This window comes from Thalassospiraceae bacterium LMO-JJ14, assembly GCA_021555105.2.
In the GTDB taxonomy this organism is placed as follows: Bacteria; Pseudomonadota; Alphaproteobacteria; order Rhodospirillales; family Casp-alpha2; genus UBA4479.
In genome coordinates, this window is sequence record CP134604.1 from 3037315 (window position 1) to 3052720 (window position 15406).

12 protein-coding genes are annotated in these 15406 nt (G+C 57.9%); 5 read left to right on the forward strand and 7 right to left on the reverse strand.

Going from position 1 to position 15406, the window contains the following annotated elements; genetic code table 11:
- The first annotated feature begins 136 nt into the window (after nucleotides 1–136).
- The 3 genes from L2D14_14380 to L2D14_14390 all read left to right on the forward strand — a co-directional run bounded on the left by L2D14_14380 (nucleotide 137) and on the right by L2D14_14390 (nucleotide 2197).
- Entirely contained in the window at nucleotides 137–556 is a 420-nt protein-coding gene (locus L2D14_14380; protein WNJ99048.1) for a hypothetical protein, read from the forward strand.
- Nucleotides 553–1527: a methylmalonyl Co-A mutase-associated GTPase MeaB gene (gene meaB, locus L2D14_14385; protein WNJ99049.1), complete on the forward strand. Its 975-nt coding sequence runs from the start codon at nucleotides 553–555 to the stop codon at nucleotides 1525–1527. The genes L2D14_14380 and meaB overlap by 4 nt, the downstream gene beginning before the upstream one ends.
- 169 nt (nucleotides 1528–1696) lie before the next feature.
- Nucleotides 1697–2197 carry a peptidylprolyl isomerase gene (locus L2D14_14390; GenBank protein ID WNK01689.1) on the forward strand — a complete coding sequence of 167 codons (501 nt, stop codon included), beginning with the start codon at nucleotides 1697–1699 and terminating at the stop codon, nucleotides 2195–2197.
- Between the two features lie 21 nt (nucleotides 2198–2218).
- Here the strand turns inward: L2D14_14390 and L2D14_14395 are convergent, their stop codons facing one another.
- Together L2D14_14395 and L2D14_14400 are read right to left on the reverse strand one after the other, a co-directional pair.
- The gene (locus L2D14_14395; protein ID WNJ99050.1) at nucleotides 2219–3400 is read right to left on the reverse strand and encodes a VWA domain-containing protein; all 1182 of its coding nucleotides are present in this window, start codon (nucleotides 3398–3400) and stop codon (nucleotides 2219–2221) included.
- A complete protein-coding gene (locus tag L2D14_14400) occupies nucleotides 3400–4734 on the reverse strand; it encodes a mechanosensitive ion channel (GenBank protein ID WNJ99051.1) in 1335 nt (444 codons plus the stop codon). Before L2D14_14400 ends, L2D14_14395 begins: the two co-directional genes overlap by 1 nt.
- A 127-nt stretch (nucleotides 4735–4861) precedes the next feature.
- On the opposite strand from L2D14_14400, the gene L2D14_14405 reads away from it, so the two are divergent.
- A complete protein-coding gene (locus L2D14_14405) occupies nucleotides 4862–5464 on the forward strand; it encodes a hypothetical protein (protein ID WNJ99052.1) in 603 nt (200 codons plus the stop codon).
- Here L2D14_14405 and L2D14_14410 read toward each other — a convergent pair.
- Complete coding sequence (locus L2D14_14410; GenBank protein ID WNJ99053.1) at nucleotides 5461–6312, reverse strand: MoxR family ATPase; 852 nt, start codon at nucleotides 6310–6312, stop codon at nucleotides 5461–5463. The genes L2D14_14405 and L2D14_14410 overlap by 4 nt on opposite strands.
- 24 nt (nucleotides 6313–6336) lie before the next feature.
- Nucleotides 6337–7548, reverse strand: a complete 1212-nt coding sequence (locus L2D14_14415; GenBank protein ID WNJ99054.1) for an MFS transporter — start codon at nucleotides 7546–7548, stop codon at nucleotides 6337–6339.
- Nucleotides 7549–7632: 84 nt separating this feature from the next.
- On the opposite strand from L2D14_14415, the gene L2D14_14420 reads away from it, so the two are divergent.
- The gene (locus tag L2D14_14420; GenBank protein WNJ99055.1) at nucleotides 7633–8463 is read left to right on the forward strand and encodes a helix-turn-helix transcriptional regulator; all 831 of its coding nucleotides are present in this window, start codon (nucleotides 7633–7635) and stop codon (nucleotides 8461–8463) included.
- Nucleotides 8464–8481: 18 nt separating this feature from the next.
- On the opposite strand, the gene alaS is transcribed toward L2D14_14420, so the two are convergent.
- The 3 genes from alaS to L2D14_14435 form a co-directional block, all read right to left on the reverse strand.
- Nucleotides 8482–11118, reverse strand: a complete 2637-nt coding sequence (gene alaS / locus L2D14_14425) for an alanine--tRNA ligase (protein WNJ99056.1) — start codon at nucleotides 11116–11118, stop codon at nucleotides 8482–8484.
- A 232-nt stretch (nucleotides 11119–11350) separates the two neighbouring features.
- On the reverse strand, nucleotides 11351–12457 hold the full coding sequence (recA, locus tag L2D14_14430; GenBank protein WNJ99057.1) for a recombinase RecA: 1107 nt from the start codon (nucleotides 12455–12457) through the stop codon (nucleotides 11351–11353).
- Nucleotides 12458–12904: 447 nt separating this feature from the next.
- Nucleotides 12905–15400, reverse strand: coding sequence for a PAS domain S-box protein (locus tag L2D14_14435; protein ID WNJ99058.1), 2496 nt, complete (start codon nucleotides 15398–15400; stop codon nucleotides 12905–12907).
- Nucleotides 15401–15406 lie beyond the last annotated feature (6 nt).

Consider the following 15406-nt stretch of genomic DNA (forward strand, 5'->3'; position numbering starts at 1 on the left):
AAGTTCCGGCACCCGGTCTTGGCCAGCGGAGATCAGCGTTTACAAGGAAAATTCACAGTCTTACCGTTACGGAAATGATTCGCGGACGCAAGCGCGTTCTTGGTCAGCGATCCCACGGTATCGAGGCACGGACAACATGGCCGGCAAATTCCTGAAGCGTGCATTGTTATCCATTTTCATCGACAAGAACGCGCGCGACAAACTGGATGCCATCGAAGCCGTCAAGCGCGGGGAGCCGGCACCGGCACCTAAACCCGCCAAAAAGGCCGTCGATGACGTCGACGATGACGATATCCTGCCGGAAACCCTTGTCCGCCAGGCTATTGAAAGCGCGTCCGCCGAGCTTGAGCGCAAAAAGAACCTGCCGCCGGGCCGCCAGGCGTTGATCGAACAGGCACTTTCCATCCACGACCAGCAATCGAAGATGCTCGACGACCTCCCCGACGAGCAGCGTGAGAAAATGATCGTTATGGCCATGCACGCTTTCGGCTCGTCATTTGATGAAAAGAATGCGGCCGAAACCAAACAGACCAAGAAAAAACGGAAGAAAACGTGAGCGATACGGATCAACTTGTCAGCGGCGTGCTTGAAGGCAACCGCCGCGCCCTCGCCCGCCTGATCACCCGGATCGAATCTACGCGCAAGGATCATCGCGCCGAAGCATCGGATGCCATCGCAACGCTGCTGCCGGAAAGCGGGAAGTCGATCCGCATCGGTATTTCCGGCGTTCCCGGGGTCGGCAAATCATCGTTTATCGAAACCTTTGGCCTGCATGTCGTCGAACAGGGCCACAAAGTCGCCGTACTTGCGGTCGATCCCTCAAGCCCCAAACATGGGGGTTCGATCCTCGGCGACAAGACGCGGATGGAGAAACTGGCGCGTCATCCCGCTGCCTACGTGCGCCCGTCCCCCTCCAGCGGATCGCTGGGCGGCGTTGCACGACGGACCCGCGAAACCATTCTCGCCGTCGAGGCGGCGGGGTTCGATGTGGTCCTGGTCGAAACAGTTGGTGTCGGGCAATCGGAATACGCCGTTGCCGATCTTGTCGACATGTTCGTTTTGCTGGTCGCACCCGGTGGCGGCGACGATCTGCAGGGCATCAAGAAAGGGATCGTCGAGATGGCAGATCTGCTCGTCGTCACAAAAAACGACGGCGATCTGCAAAAAGCCGCGAGCCGCGCCTTTCAGGATTATTCATCGGCGCTGCGGATGCTCAGGGGCGGGAACGACGTCTGGCAACCCGAAGTGCTGCGTTGTTCGGCGCATACCGGCGAAGGCATTCCCGAGGTATGGGCACGTATGGAGGCCTACAGGGATGCTGTGCGCTCGGCAGGCCTTGTCGATGAAAGACGCGCCGAGCAGGCGGCGAGTTGGATGTGGGACGAGGTGACCTCGACCCTTCTGTCAGAGGTTCGCAAGAAAGGCGGGCTTGGCGAAAAGCTGGAGGCCGATGTCCGTTCAGGCAAGCGCACCCCGGCGGACGCCGCCGGGGAAATCCTCAAACAGTTTGATCTGGGGGATTTTTAATTTGTCCATTCTTGGACCGTATCCTTTCCGGCCCTTGACGGCATCGGTCCTGTCGGGCAGAAAACGAGCAACGGATTACGCCGCATTCAGAGCTTGTACAGGAATTTAGGAGATTGAAATGCGCCGCTTTGTTGGCATTGCCGCACTCGCGCTCTTCACCATTTTTGCCATGACAGACATTACCAAAGCCGCCGACCCGGAAAACACCCTGTATCTTGAGCTCAAGACCGGTCGCGTGGTGATCGAGATGCGCCCTGACGTCGCGCCCAAGCACGTCAAGCGGATCAAGGAACTGGTGCGCGAGAAATTCTACGACGGATTGACCTTTCATCGCGTCATCGACGGTTTCATGGCCCAGACCGGCGATCCGAAAGGGAACGGCACCGGCGGATCGGGTCAGAACATTCCGGCCGAGTTTTCGGATCTTGAGCGTTTCTATCGCGGCACCGTCGGCATGGCCCGCTCGCAGAATCCGAACAGCGGCGACAGCCAGTTCTTCATCATGTTCGATAAAGCCCCGTTCCTCGATGGTCAGTATACCATCTGGGGCGAAGTGATCGACGGCATGGAATATGTCGACGCCATCAAAAAGGGTGATGACGCCCGCAACGGCACAGTCGAAGATCCCGACAAGATCATCTCCATGCGGGTCGCCGCCGACGTAAAGTAAGCTCGGAATTACGTCTGCCGCTTAGCGCGACAACTCCCGCATCGCCCCTTCGAGGCCATCCAACGACAGCGGGAACATGCGCTCTTCCAACAACTGACGCACCATGCCGACCGACTGTGTGTGTTCCCACCAGTCTCGCTTGATCGGGTTGAGCCACACCGTCTTCGGATACACCTGCAGCAGGCGCTGCAACCAAACCGCCCCAGCCTCTTCGTTCCAATGCTCGACGCTGCCGCCCGGCACGGCGATTTCGTAAGGGCTCATCGACGCATCGCCGACGATGATCACCTTGTAGTCGTGCGGATAGGTCCTGAGCACATCCCAGGTCGGAATGGTGTTTGAATGGCGGCGGCGGTTATCCCGCCAGACCCGTTCATACAGGAAGTTATGGAAGTAGAAATACTCCATGTGCTTGAACTCACCGCGCGCCGCCGAGAATAGCTCCTCCATCACTTTCACATGCGGATTCATCGATCCGCCGACATCGAAGAACAGCAGGACCTTCACCGCATTGTGACGTTCAGGGCGCATCTGCAAATCGAGATATCCCTTGCGCGCCGTACCGGCGATCGTCCCGTCGAGATCAAGCTCGCTCGGAGCGCCCTCGCGGGCAAAACGACGCAGGCGGCGTAGCGCCACCTTGATGTTACGGGTGCCGAGCGCCAGCGTATCGTCGAGGTTCTTGAATTCCCGCTTGTCCCAAACCTTGACGGCTGAAAAATTGCGGTTGCCGTCTTGGCCGATCCGCACACCTTCGGGGTTATAGCCGTAAGCACCGAACGGCGACGTGCCGGCAGTACCGATCCATTTCGAGCCGCCCTGATGGCGTTTCTTCTGTTCCTCAAGGCGTTTCTTCAATGTTTCCATGAGCTTGTCCCAGCCGCCCATGGCTTCGATCTGCTTCTTTTCCTCATCGGTAAGGATTTTTTCGGCCAGCTTACGCAGCCATTCCTCGGGGATGTCATGACCTGCCCCGGTCCCGTCCGCGGGCGCCTCAAGCCCCTTGAAGACCTCGGCGAAGACACGGTCGAACTTGTCCAGATGGCGCTCGTCCTTGACCATCGCCGAACGGCTTAAATAGTAAAATCCGTCGATATCGAACTCGGCATATCCGCCATCCACGGCTTCGATCAGGGTCAGGTATTCCCTGAGCGAGCACGGCACGCCAATATCGCGAAGCTTGAGAAAGAAATCGATGAACATCAGGCCTCCGGATCGGCTTTCTTACCGTCCGCAAGACGGACATCCAGCGGCACGGAGGACTTGATGTGCAGATCGCGCTGCGCGAACGGAAATTCAACACCATGCTCGTGATACAATTTCCAGACGGTAAGCAGGATGTCCGACTGCACATTGGCGACGCCCTTTTTCGGGTCGGCAATCCATACGCGCAATTCCAGCTCGACGGAATCGCTGCCGAAGTTCATCAACCGGCAGACCGGAGCCGGGTTTTTCAGCGCACGTTCAACGTCCTTCGTTGCTTCGACGGCCAGTTCCATCGCCAGTTCGACATCGGAATCGTAGGAAACGCCAATCGGTAGTTTGAGTCGTATCAGGCTGTCTGAATACGACCAGTTTTCAACGCGCTGGCTGATCAGATCCTCGTTCGGGATCAGGTGTTCAGTACCATCACGGGTGATGACCGAGACGTATCGCGCGCTGAGCCTGTTGATCCAGCCGAAGGTGCCTTCGATGGCGATCACGTCACCGGGTTTCACCGATTTGTCCATCAGCAAGATCACGCCGCTGATCAGATTGGAGATGACTTTCTGCAGGCCAAAACCGATACCAAGGCCGATGGCCCCGCCGAAGACCGCGAGCGCCGTCAGGTCGATACCGATACTTTCAAGCGCCGCAAGGATGGCGATTGTGATCAGTAAAATCTTGATGAATTTGCCCAGCAGCACGCGCGCCGAAGGAGACAGCGCACTGGAATTCTCCAGACGGTGCTCGATCAAGCGGGAAACAGCACCGGCCAGCCACAACAGGACGGCCAGAACCAGTCCCGCTTTGATGATCCCCAGCATGGAAAGCCGGATATCGCCCAGTGACATGCCCATGTTGTCGAGCGTTCGGATCGTGGGGTCGAGCAAACCGACCAGGTTCAGCGCCGCCACCGACCATGCAACGATGGCCAGCGAACGGGACCAGCCGGGATCGCGGATGAAACTCGATGCGAAACGGATCACCACCCACGCAGTCAGCAGCGAAACGACGCTTTCCATCAACCGATGCGGCCATTCGGCCCCGATGGCGGCAAACACCGTGAACCACTGCACCACCAGCCAGACGAAGGCAAAACTGAGCGGTGCCTGAGCACGGACCTTCGGCGCCAGCCATACCGGGCAACGCGGGTGCTGGGCTGCGCGTTCGATCAAGGACGCCAGATGCGGCGCCAGCCCCCGGGCCAGCAGCAGCGCGGCAACGACGATGGCCGCCTGCACAGCCGTCGGCCAGATAAAGACATGCGCCGAAAGCCACTCCCACACGGACTGTGCGAAGCGCTCTATCTCAGCGGAATTGAGGTATTTTTCCATGTGGCCCTATGAAACCATGAATCGAGGCTTTCGTCACGACGGCCAACACTACGCGTACAACTGAAGATTCTACTTCCGTGAACATCAATAATGATATCATCACAATAAACCTATGGAGGAACTTGCAATGGAACATCAACTAACTTTGATTAGAATGGATATTGGTCATGTCCTAAACGAAGTGGAAAAGATCGCCACCCAACCAGAGCCGCTCGCTACTTGGTTCTCTGGTATTGTCGCGTTGGTGGCTGTCCTTGTCACTGGATACATTTCAAGACTTCAGATCAAACAAACACGGGAATTAAAACAATCCGAATTAAGGGCAAACGTAATCGCTGATGCACGAAAGACTTGGGCTAAAGATCTCAGAGATACCGTCGCAAAAATCCTTTCTTGCAACTCACTATTGCTTAATTCCTCAAAAAACGACAAACGCGACATAGTGGACCAATGCATCTCAGAAATACATCTACAATTCGCGTACCTAAAATTGCTACTGGACCCCTCAAAAAAAAACCACGAGGACCTAAATAATTCAGCACTTCTATATTATGGGAAGATTGTCGAAGTCATAAACAACCATCCATCACCAATTAAAATATCTATGTCAGATGAGGTTTCAAGCTTACTCGTGAACGGCGGAGATATGTACTCAGCACGAAACGCACTTTTGGTAAAGGTTCAAGATATTCTAGAAGAAAACTGGAGAAAGATTCGGCAAAATAGCTAGCGCCCCTCGCGGCGGTTGAGGAACGCCAGGCGCTCCAGCATATGCACATCCTGCTCGTTTTTCAGCAGCGCGCCGTGCAACGGTGGGATCAGGTCTTTCTGATCGCCCGAGCGAAGCGCTTCCGGCGGAATATCTTCGATCATCAGAAGCTTGATCCAGTCGAGTAGTTCCGATGTCGAGGGGCGTTTCTTCAGCCCCGGCACATCGCGCAGTTCGTAAAACACTTCCATCGCCTGTTTCACCAGCCGATTCTGCACATCCGGGAAGTGCACATCGATGATGGCACGCATCGTGTCTTCGTCGGGAAACTTGATGTAGTGGAAGAAACAGCGGCGCAGGAAGGCGTCGGGCAGGTCTTTTTCATTATTCGACGTGATGACGACGATGGGCCGGTTGGCGGCCCGGACCGTCTGCTTGGTCTCGTAGACATGAAACTCCATGCGATCGAGTTCGAGCAACAGATCGTTGGGAAATTCGATATCCGCCTTGTCGATCTCGTCGATCAGCAGAACCGGGCGTTCGGGACTCTCGAAAGCCTCCCACAGCTTGCCCTGCACGATGTAGTTGGAAATATCGTGGACCCGCTCATCGCCGAGCTGGCTGTCGCGCAGTCTGGCCACCGCATCGTACTCATACAGCCCCTGCTGCGCCTTGGTCGTCGATTTGATGTGCCACGGGATCAGGGGCGCACCGAGCGCGGCGGCGATTTCCTCGGCCAGCACGGTCTTGCCGGTCCCGGGCTCGCCCTTGACCAGCAACGGTCGTTGCAGACCAACCGCGGCGTTGACTGCTATTTTCAGATCATCTGTGGCTACGTAGGTTTTGGTGCCTTCAAATCGCTTCGTCATAAGTCTTCCATTATTGCAGTGGCGTCATTCCGCCGGTTGCGGTTTGGCGACAATGCGGAAGATCAGCGACTCGTTGCCCGGTTCAGGATGCCTGGGCACCATCAGGGCCAATACGAGCGAGATAACCGCCATCGCCGTTCCCGCTAGGAAAACATACGTGGGCGAGGTAAGCCAGAGTATCCCGAAACCCGCCGGAATAACGATGGCGACGATATGCGAGATGGTGAAGGAAACGCCGGTCGATGCCGCGATATCGGCAGGATCGGCGATCTTCTGGAAATAGGTCTTGATGGCGATCGCCATGGCAAAAAACACATGGTCGGTGATGTACAGTGCAATCCCCATCCATGCCTCTGTGGCAAAGGCGTAACCGGTAAACACAAGTACCAGCCCGGAGTATTCGACGATCAGCATGCGGCGTTCGCCGAGCCGCCCGATCAGGCGGCCGATTTTCGGCGCCAGATAAATCGTCATCGCCATATTGGCGAGGAACATCAGACTCATCTGTCCGGCCGTGAAGCCGAACTTCTGCACCATCAGAAAACCCGCGAAGACGACGAAAATCTGCCGGCGCGCACCTGACATGAAGACCAGCGCGTACCACAACCAGTAACGTTTGCGGATCACAATCTGCTTCGATTGTTCGACCGCCGCCTTGAACTCGGGAAACCCGAGCCAGCAATACAATCCGATGGCAACCGATACACCGCCACCGATCAGATAGACCCATTTAAGGTCCATCCCGGCGGTGTCGAGCATCAGATAAATCAGCCCGAAGGACACCAGTGCCGCGATGGATCGCGCACTGACGATCTTGCCCATGACTTCCGGCGCCGTTTTCTTGTCGATCCATTGCAGCGTCAGGGACTGATGCAGACTTTCGAAATAATGAAAGCCGACCGACATGACGAAGGTCGTCATCATCAATCCCCAGAACGACGGGTAAAACCCGGTGATCATGGTGCCGATCCCAAGCAGCACGAGGGACGCCAGCGCAAACCGTTGCTCACGGAAAAACACCAACAGCATGATCACGGTGAAGCTCAGAAAGCCGGGCACCTCGCGAAACGACTGAATAAACCCGACACCATCGCCTTCAAGACCCGCCACATCATGCGCGAAGTTATTGAACAGCGCCTGCCAGGTGGAAAAAGAAATCGGCATGGCGATGGCCGTCAGCACCAGGAAAACCTCACGGCTTTTCCAGCCATCCTTGAATAAACCGCCCGGCGCCATTGGAAACTTCCTCGTCTGTGTCATGTAAATGTGGCGATAAAGGGGGACTTTACCAGCGAAGAATTACGGCTAATATGGGCTATTATGACATTAAATATTGAGAAACAGACAAGTGAGCGCTCCGCACCGGCATCGGCCAGTGATCGTATCCTGCCGCACCTCAGCGGCCTCGACCAGGGTCCGGGCGCCGTCGTTGCCCGTGCCCGCGAATGCCCGGCAGATCACATTATTGACTGGCACACGCACGAACGCGCACAACTTTTGTATGCTGTGCGGGGTGTCATGCGGGTCACCACGGATAACGGTGTCTGGGTCGTACCGCCCCAGCGCGCAGTGTGGATCCCCCCCGGCATTTCCCATCACGTACAGGCGCAAGGAACGGCCTTGTCACTGCGCTCGCTCTATATCCGCAAGGATGCGCACGAAGGGCTGCCCGAGGTCTGCTGCGTTGTGACGGTCTCGCCATTGCTCAGGGAACTGATCTTGGAAGCCATGCGCCTCAGCGATGACCCGGGGCCGGATAGCGCCGAAGCCCGGCTGATCGGTGTGCTTCTCGACCGTGTCGAAGGATTGCCGGTCGCGCCCCTGCACCTGCCCATGACCACCGACAAACGCGCGCGCAAAATAACCGATACGCTCATGGATGACCCGTCGGACATGCGCACCCTGCAGGACTGGTCGCAAGAGCTTGGCGCCAGCGAGCGGACCTTGGCGCGCATCTTCAGCCGTGAAACCGGAATGACGTTCGGACAGTGGCGCCAGCAGGTAAAACTTCTGGCGGCGCTGGCGCGGCTGGCGCGCGGCGACAGTGTCACCGACGTTGCATTTGATCTCGGTTACGCATCGCAAAGTGCGTTTATCGCCATGTTCCGCCGTGCGCTCGGCAAGACACCGGGACGCTATTTTACGGAATAATCCTTGTTGGATTAAAGGCTATACAGCCGCTTTGATTGCCGCCATGGCATCGGCTGCCTTCGATGCATCCGGACCGCCGGCCTGTGCCATATCGGCTCGCCCGCCGCCGCCTTTACCACCGACGGCTGCGGACCCGGCCTGCACCAGATCGACGGCGCTGTGACTGGCCGTCAGATCATCGCTCACACCGACCACTAGCGAGGCCTTGCCGTCGATATTGGAAATCACCGCAACGATACCCGAACCGATCTGTTTCTTGATCTCATCGACAAGGCCTTTGAGTTCCTTCGCCGGCACGCCGTCGAGGATGCGGCCCGAGAACTTGACGCCATTGATTTCCTCAACATCGCTGCTGGCATCCCCGGATGAAGCACCGCCGCCCATGGCGAGCTTCTTGCGCGCTTCAGCCAGCTCGCGTTCCATTCTGCGGCGATCTTCCAGCAACGCCTTGACCCGTGCCGGTACATCGGCGGGCTGCGACTTGAGTTCCTTCGCAGCTTCCTGCAAAGCCTTTTCGGTTTCCGCAAAGTAAGCACGCGCCCCGGCACCCGTCAGCGCTTCGATACGGCGAACGCCGGAGCCAACAGCGGCTTCCGACAGAATCTTGAAAACACCGATATCGCCGGTGCGCTTGACGTGCGTCCCGCCGCACAATTCGGTCGAGAAGAAATCCCTGTCCGGATCCGCCCCCATCGACACAACACGCACCTCATCGCCGTATTTCTCGCCGAACAGCGCCATGGCCCCCGCTTCAACAGCGGATTCCGGATCCATCAGGCGTGTCGTCACATCTGAATTGATGGCAATCAGCGCATTCACATCGGCTTCAACGTCGGCCAACTCGTCATAGTTGACGGCTTTCGGATGCGAAACATCAAAGCGCAAGCGATCCGGTGCCACCAGCGAGCCTTTCTGCGTCACATGATCGCCAAGATGCCGGCGCAGCGCTTCGTGCAGCAAGTGCGTCGCCGAGTGATTCGCGCGCAGACGCGAGCGGCGATCGTGATCGACGACGAGACGTGCCTCGTCACCGACTTTCACTGCACCGCTTTCAACGCGGCCTATGTGAACATGTACGTCATCGACCCGCTTTTGCGTATCATGAACGGTGATGACGGCATCTTCGGTTGTGATCGTGCCGCTGTCGCCCATCTGGCCGCCGCTTTCGCCATAGAACGGCGTCTGGTTGAGAACCACGGCAACTTCCGTACCGGCCGCGGCGCTTTCGACCGTCTTGCCATCAACGACAAGGGCCGAAATGCGGCCTTCGGCACTTTCCGTATCGTAGCCCAGAAAATCGGTTGCGCCGACGGTATCGCGGACGCCGAACCACACGGCATCGGTCGCGGCGTCGCCGGATCCGGCCCAGGCCTTACGGGCTTCTTCCTTCTGGCGCTGCATGGCGGCTGAGAAGCCTTCCTCGTCGACCTTGATGTCGCGAGCCTTCAGGGCATCCTGCGTCAGATCGAGGGGGAAGCCATAGGTATCATAGAGCTTGAACGCGGTTTCACCGTTGAGCGTAGCGCCATCGGCCATGCCGTCGGTTGCTTCGTCGAGCAGCTTGAGACCACGGTCCAGCAATTGCTTGAACCGGGTTTCCTCGAGTTTCAGAGTTTCCATGACCAACGGTTCGGAACGTTTGAGGTCCGGGAAGGCATCGCCCATTTCGCGAACCAGTGTCGGCACAAGCCGGAACAACAGCGGGTCGGTACAGCCCAGCATGTGCGCATGGCGCATGGCGCGGCGCATGATCCGGCGCAGCACGTAGCCACGCCCTTCGTTCGACGGCAAAACACCGTCGGTGATCAAAAACGTACTGGCGCGCAGATGATCGGCGATGACCCTGTGGGATACACTCGTGGGATCGGTTTTCGATGCTTCGGCGGAGGCCCGGATCAACGTCTTGAACAGATCGGTCTCGTAGTTGTCGTGCGTGCCCTGCATGACGGCGGAAATACGTTCCAAGCCCATGCCGGTATCGATCGATGGCTTCGGCAGCTCGACGCGCTCGTCCAGGGTCACCTGCTCGAACTGCATGAACACCAGGTTCCAGATTTCAATGAAACGATCACCGTCTTCATCCGCAGAGCCCGGCGGGCCGCCCGGAATATGGTCGCCGTGGTCAAAAAAGATTTCCGAACACGGGCCGCACGGACCGGTGTCGCCCATGGCCCAGAAGTTATCCGAGGTCGGAATGCGGATCACCTTGCTGTCGGGTATACCGGCGATCTTCTTCCACAGTTCCGCCGCATCCTCGTCGGACGAATGCACCGTCACCAAGAGCTTATCCTTGGCCAGACCGAATTCCCGGGTAACGAGGTTCCACGCCAACTCAATGGCCTGGTCCTTGAAATAGTCGCCGAATGAGAAATTGCCGAGCATCTCGAAGAACGTATGGTGGCGCGCCGTGTGGCCGACGTTTTCAAGATCGTTGTGCTTGCCGCCGGCGCGCACGCATTTCTGCGACGTCACAGCGCGCGAATAGGGCCGGGTTTCGTTGCCGGTAAAAACGTTCTTGAACTGCACCATGCCGGCATTGGTGAACATCAAGGTCGGGTCGTTGCGCGGCACAAGCGGCGACGACGACACGATCTCGTGACCATTGGCGGCGAAGTAGTCCAAGAAAGCGCGGCGAATGTCATTTACTGTCTGCATGCGGCTCAACCCAGTTCCGAACGTCGAAATTGTTACCCAAGAAATGGTAATTTCCCGGGCGGACGCAAGGTTTTAGCGGCTTGACGGGGCTGTGTCGAGGGATCGTCGCATATTCAAAAACCCTCACCGGGCGCTCCGCCCCACCCTCTCCCGAAGGAGAGGATGGTTTTGCGTGAGCCCCTTCTCCCCTGGGAGAAGATCAAGATGAGGGGGAAACCGGAACGGTCCCGGTTTAATCGAGTGCCGCTTCCTCACCGCCTTCTTCGGCGGCCTTGGCTTCGTCGGGATTCTCCGGTCCGGTCATCATTTCTTCGGCGATCAGGCCGGCATTCTGGCGGATCATTGTTTCGATCTTCTGAGCAACTTCCGAGTTTTCGCGCAGGAACGTTTTCGAGTTTTCACGTCCCTGTCCGAGCCGCTCACTTTCGAACGAGAACCAGGCACCGGATTTTTCGACAATACCGGCAGTGACGCCGAGATCGAGCAGTTCGCCCATCTTGGAAATCCCTTCGCCGTACATGATATCGAATTCGACCTGCTTGAAGGGCGGCGCGACCTTGTTCTTGACCACTTTGACGCGGGTCTGGTTACCGACCACTTCGTCGCGGTCCTTGATGGCGCCGATGCGGCGGATATCCAGGCGCACCGATGCGTAGAACTTGAGCGCGTTGCCGCCGGTCGTGGTTTCCGGGCTGCCGAACATGACGCCGATCTTCATGCGGATCTGGTTGATGAAGATGATCAGCGTGTTGGAACGGGCGACCGAGGCGGTCAGCTTGCGCAATGCCTGGCTCATCAGGCGCGCCTGCAAACCGACATGGGTATCGCCCATCTCGCCTTCCAGTTCGGCGCGCGGCACCAGGGCCGCGACACTGTCGACGACAAGCACGTCGATGGCACCGGAGCGCACCAGCGTGTCGGCGATTTCAAGCGCCTGCTCACCTGCATCGGGCTGCGAGATCAGCAGTTCCTCGACATTGACGCCAAGCTTCTTGGCATAGGCCGGGTCGAGGGCGTGTTCGGCGTCGATGAAGGCGCATGTGCCGCCGGTCTTCTGTGCCTCGGAGACGATATGCAGTGCCAGCGTGGTCTTGCCCGAGCTTTCCGGGCCGTAGACTTCGATGATGCGGCCCTTCGGCACACCGCCGATGCCAAGCGCGATATCGAGGCCGATGGAGCCTGTCGAGATGCTGGCGACATTCATCACCTCGCGTTGACCGAGGCGCATGATCGAGCCCTTGCCGAAGGCCCGCTCGATCTGGCCGAGTGCGGCGTCGAGCGCTTTGTTTTTATCCACGTCGTTTTCCTTGTCGACAACTCGTAAGGCAGGGCTGCTCATGTTTCATCTCCGTTCTTTGCATACACACAGGGGCGAATCAATTGACTCATTTGTACCATTTTTGTTCTCTTTGTCCATAATATTTTTAACTAATTGATTTAATTAATTTATTATAATTTTGTTCCAGACTTGTTCACATAAAATACAGGCAATTCATAACGGATTCGCAATGTTCTTTTCCAGCGCCGCCGACCCATCCGGGCGGAGAGTCGGGCACGCCGCTCACACACAGACGCTAGAACACATACGTGACAGAAACGGTCACATTTAAAGTGCATCATCATTTTTTCAGTAACTGTCTATGAAAGGGCCGGCGGGGGTTTTTTGTATCATCCGAAAAAAAATATCCGCCCCGCTTGGCTCAGGGTCTGTATCTGCACAAAAACGGTCTGACGGTATTCTATGGAGCCTGAAGCAACTTCAGGAAAACGGGGGAGCGCGCGAACCTTACCCCTCGAGCACGTCCTTGACCTTGGCAGCCAGACCTTTGAGCGTGAACGGCTTGCCCAGGAAAGCGATATCCGGATCCATGTCGGGGCCGTTGCGGAACACGTCCTCGGAGTATCCCGACATCAGGATCGTCTTGACGCCATCCAGTTCCTGGCGCGCCAGATTGACAAGCGTGTGTCCGTCCATGCCCGGCATCACGACATCCGAGATAATCAGGTCGATCTTCTTGTCGGTGGTGGCAATCACGTCGAGTGCGGTTTCGCCGTCGGTCGCTTCCAGCACTTCGTAGCCCTTGTTCCTGAGGGCGCGCGCGCCGAAGAGGCGAACCGCGTCCTCATCCTCGACCAGCAGGATAACGCCTTGCCCGGTCAGATCCCCTTCCAACTCGGTTTTCGTTGTCTGCACCGGTTTGGCCTTCGCTTCCCCGGCCTTCTTGTGGACCGGCAGATAAATCGTGAAAGCGGTGCCTTTGCCGATGGCGCTGTCGACGAAGATGAACCCCTCTGCCTGGTGCACGATCCCGTAGACGGTGGAAAGACCAAGCCCGGTTCCAGCCCCCACATCCTTGGTCGAAAAGAACGGCTCGAAGATGCGTTCCAGGTTTTCCTTGGCGATACCGGTGCCGCTGTCTGAGACGGTAATCGTCACATAATCGCCAGCGGGCAATATTTCGTGGCCCTTGGGGGTCGGCTGATCCAGGTTTTCCGCCTTGGTCGAAATCGTGATGGCGCCGCCGCCCGGCATGGCATCGCGGGCATTCACGCACAGATTGATGATCACCTGATCGAACTGTCCCTTGTCGAACAGCACCGGGCCAAGATTGCGCCCGTGATTCATGTTGAGATCGACGCGCTCGCCGATCAGCCGTCCCAACAGGTTCGACAGATCGCCCAATTGCTCGGTCACATCCATGACTTCGGGTTCGAGTTTCTGTTTCCTCGAGAACGCCAGCAATTGCCGCACCAGATTGGTCGCGCGATTGGCGTTCTGCTTGATTTGCATGATGTCGGCGAAGTCCGGATCGTCGGGGCCGTGCCGGGTCAGCAGCAGGTCCGAAAACCCGATCATCGCCGTCAGCAGGTTATTGAAGTCATGCGCAACGCCACCCGCAAGCTGACCCACGGCCTGCATTTTCTGCGACTGGGTAAATTGCACTTCAAGATTACGGTGTTCCGTGGTGTCGATGAAATGCAGAACAAGGCCGACGGTTTCACCTGCGGCATCGCTGACCCGGGCGACGGACAGGCTGACCGAGAGATCCTTGCCGTCGGCACGGTCCAGACGAACCTCCATATGCGCCCCCTGACCGACGCCCATGACGACCTTGGACAGGGCGCCCTGTACATCGTCGCGGTCTTCGCGGGCGATCAGATCGGCAAACGGCCGCTCGATGCTTTCATCGCCGGCAAAACCGAGCAATCGGCGGAACGCCGCATTGCAGCCGCTCAGGGTGCCATCCATATCGACAAACGCGATCCCGACCGGTGCATCGTGATAAAGCCAGCGCAGGCGTTCGGTCAGCATCCCGGTCTCGTCGGCGGAGGTCTCGACGCTTCCTGCCTGACGGCTCTCGGACTCCACATCATCGGTTGTGCTTTCGGCCGCCGAAAGATCAAGCGCCACGTCACGTACCAGCAACGAGCGCGTATAGAGCGGCCGGGTGCCGTCCTTGCTCAATTTCGCGGTCTGCATCAACGTTGCGATAAACGGCTCCCCCTCACCGGCGGGTTCAAGTGTGACGACTCCCATGCTGACCCCGCCAAGTTCACCGGAATCCTGCGCATCGGTAAGGAATTCGCCGAGCGAGCGGCCAATCAACGCCGCCGGGGTCTCGCCCAGCCATCCGGCCAGGGTCACGTTGCATCGATCAATCAGACCCTCACCGTCGGCCGACAGGAAACCGAGCGGCATCAGGTCGAAAATATCCTGCAACACTGTAACTTCGCGTTGCAGTTCGGCATGTCCCTTGATGATTTCCGTAACGTCATCCAATTGCCAGACACGTCCCGGCATCGGTGCGAGCTTTCGTGTCCGCCAGCGCAGGACCTTGCCTGACAGTCTGGCAAAGCCCGCATCCTGCTCAGGGTTGGCGGAAAGCCCGAGGGCATCCAAGACCCGCCCGGCGCCGAGCCCGATATTCAAATCCTTGAATACCTGGGCGGCGGAACGGTTCATGTTCGTGACCCGTCCTTCATCATCCGTCATCAGGATTGCCGCCGAGGATTGTTCGAAGCCCCAGGCGCGCGGGTCGGCACGTTCACTCAGCGCACTTCGGCGCCCGAAGCACCAAGCCGCAACCAGCGCAAACAATCCGGCAGCTGCAGCCAGCGCCGGGCTTGCCAATTCGCGGTAAGCCGGTTCCTCGAACCAGAGATAGGCCGCGCAGGCCGCCGCGGCCGCGGCAAGCACAACGAACAGCATGCCAGGCGGCGTGCCGCCGGCACCCGTCGAGCCGGTAAAATCTGTACTTGAACCGCCGTCCTTAGCCGTCAACGTTTC

What these genes read in the sequence shown, in the direction of transcription:
- L2D14_14380 (WNJ99048.1), top strand. Translation starts at nt 137, where the DNA reads ATGGCCGGCAAATTCCTGAAGCGTGCATTGTTATCCATTTTCATCGAC.
- L2D14_14395 (WNJ99050.1), bottom strand. Translation starts at nt 3,400, where the DNA reads ATGTTCATCGATTTCTTTCTCAAGCTTCGCGATATTGGCGTGCCGTGC.
- recA (WNJ99057.1), bottom strand. Translation starts at nt 12,457, where the DNA reads ATGAGCAGCCCTGCCTTACGAGTTGTCGACAAGGAAAACGACGTGGAT.
- L2D14_14410 (WNJ99053.1), bottom strand. Translation starts at nt 6,312, where the DNA reads ATGACGAAGCGATTTGAAGGCACCAAAACCTACGTAGCCACAGATGAT.
- L2D14_14390 (WNK01689.1), top strand. Translation starts at nt 1,697, where the DNA reads ATGACAGACATTACCAAAGCCGCCGACCCGGAAAACACCCTGTATCTT.
- L2D14_14405 (WNJ99052.1), top strand. Translation starts at nt 4,862, where the DNA reads ATGGAACATCAACTAACTTTGATTAGAATGGATATTGGTCATGTCCTA.
- L2D14_14415 (WNJ99054.1), bottom strand. Translation starts at nt 7,548, where the DNA reads ATGGCGCCGGGCGGTTTATTCAAGGATGGCTGGAAAAGCCGTGAGGTT.
- L2D14_14420 (WNJ99055.1), top strand. Translation starts at nt 7,633, where the DNA reads ATGACATTAAATATTGAGAAACAGACAAGTGAGCGCTCCGCACCGGCA.
- alaS (WNJ99056.1), bottom strand. Translation starts at nt 11,118, where the DNA reads ATGCAGACAGTAAATGACATTCGCCGCGCTTTCTTGGACTACTTCGCC.
- L2D14_14400 (WNJ99051.1), bottom strand. Translation starts at nt 4,734, where the DNA reads ATGGAAAAATACCTCAATTCCGCTGAGATAGAGCGCTTCGCACAGTCC.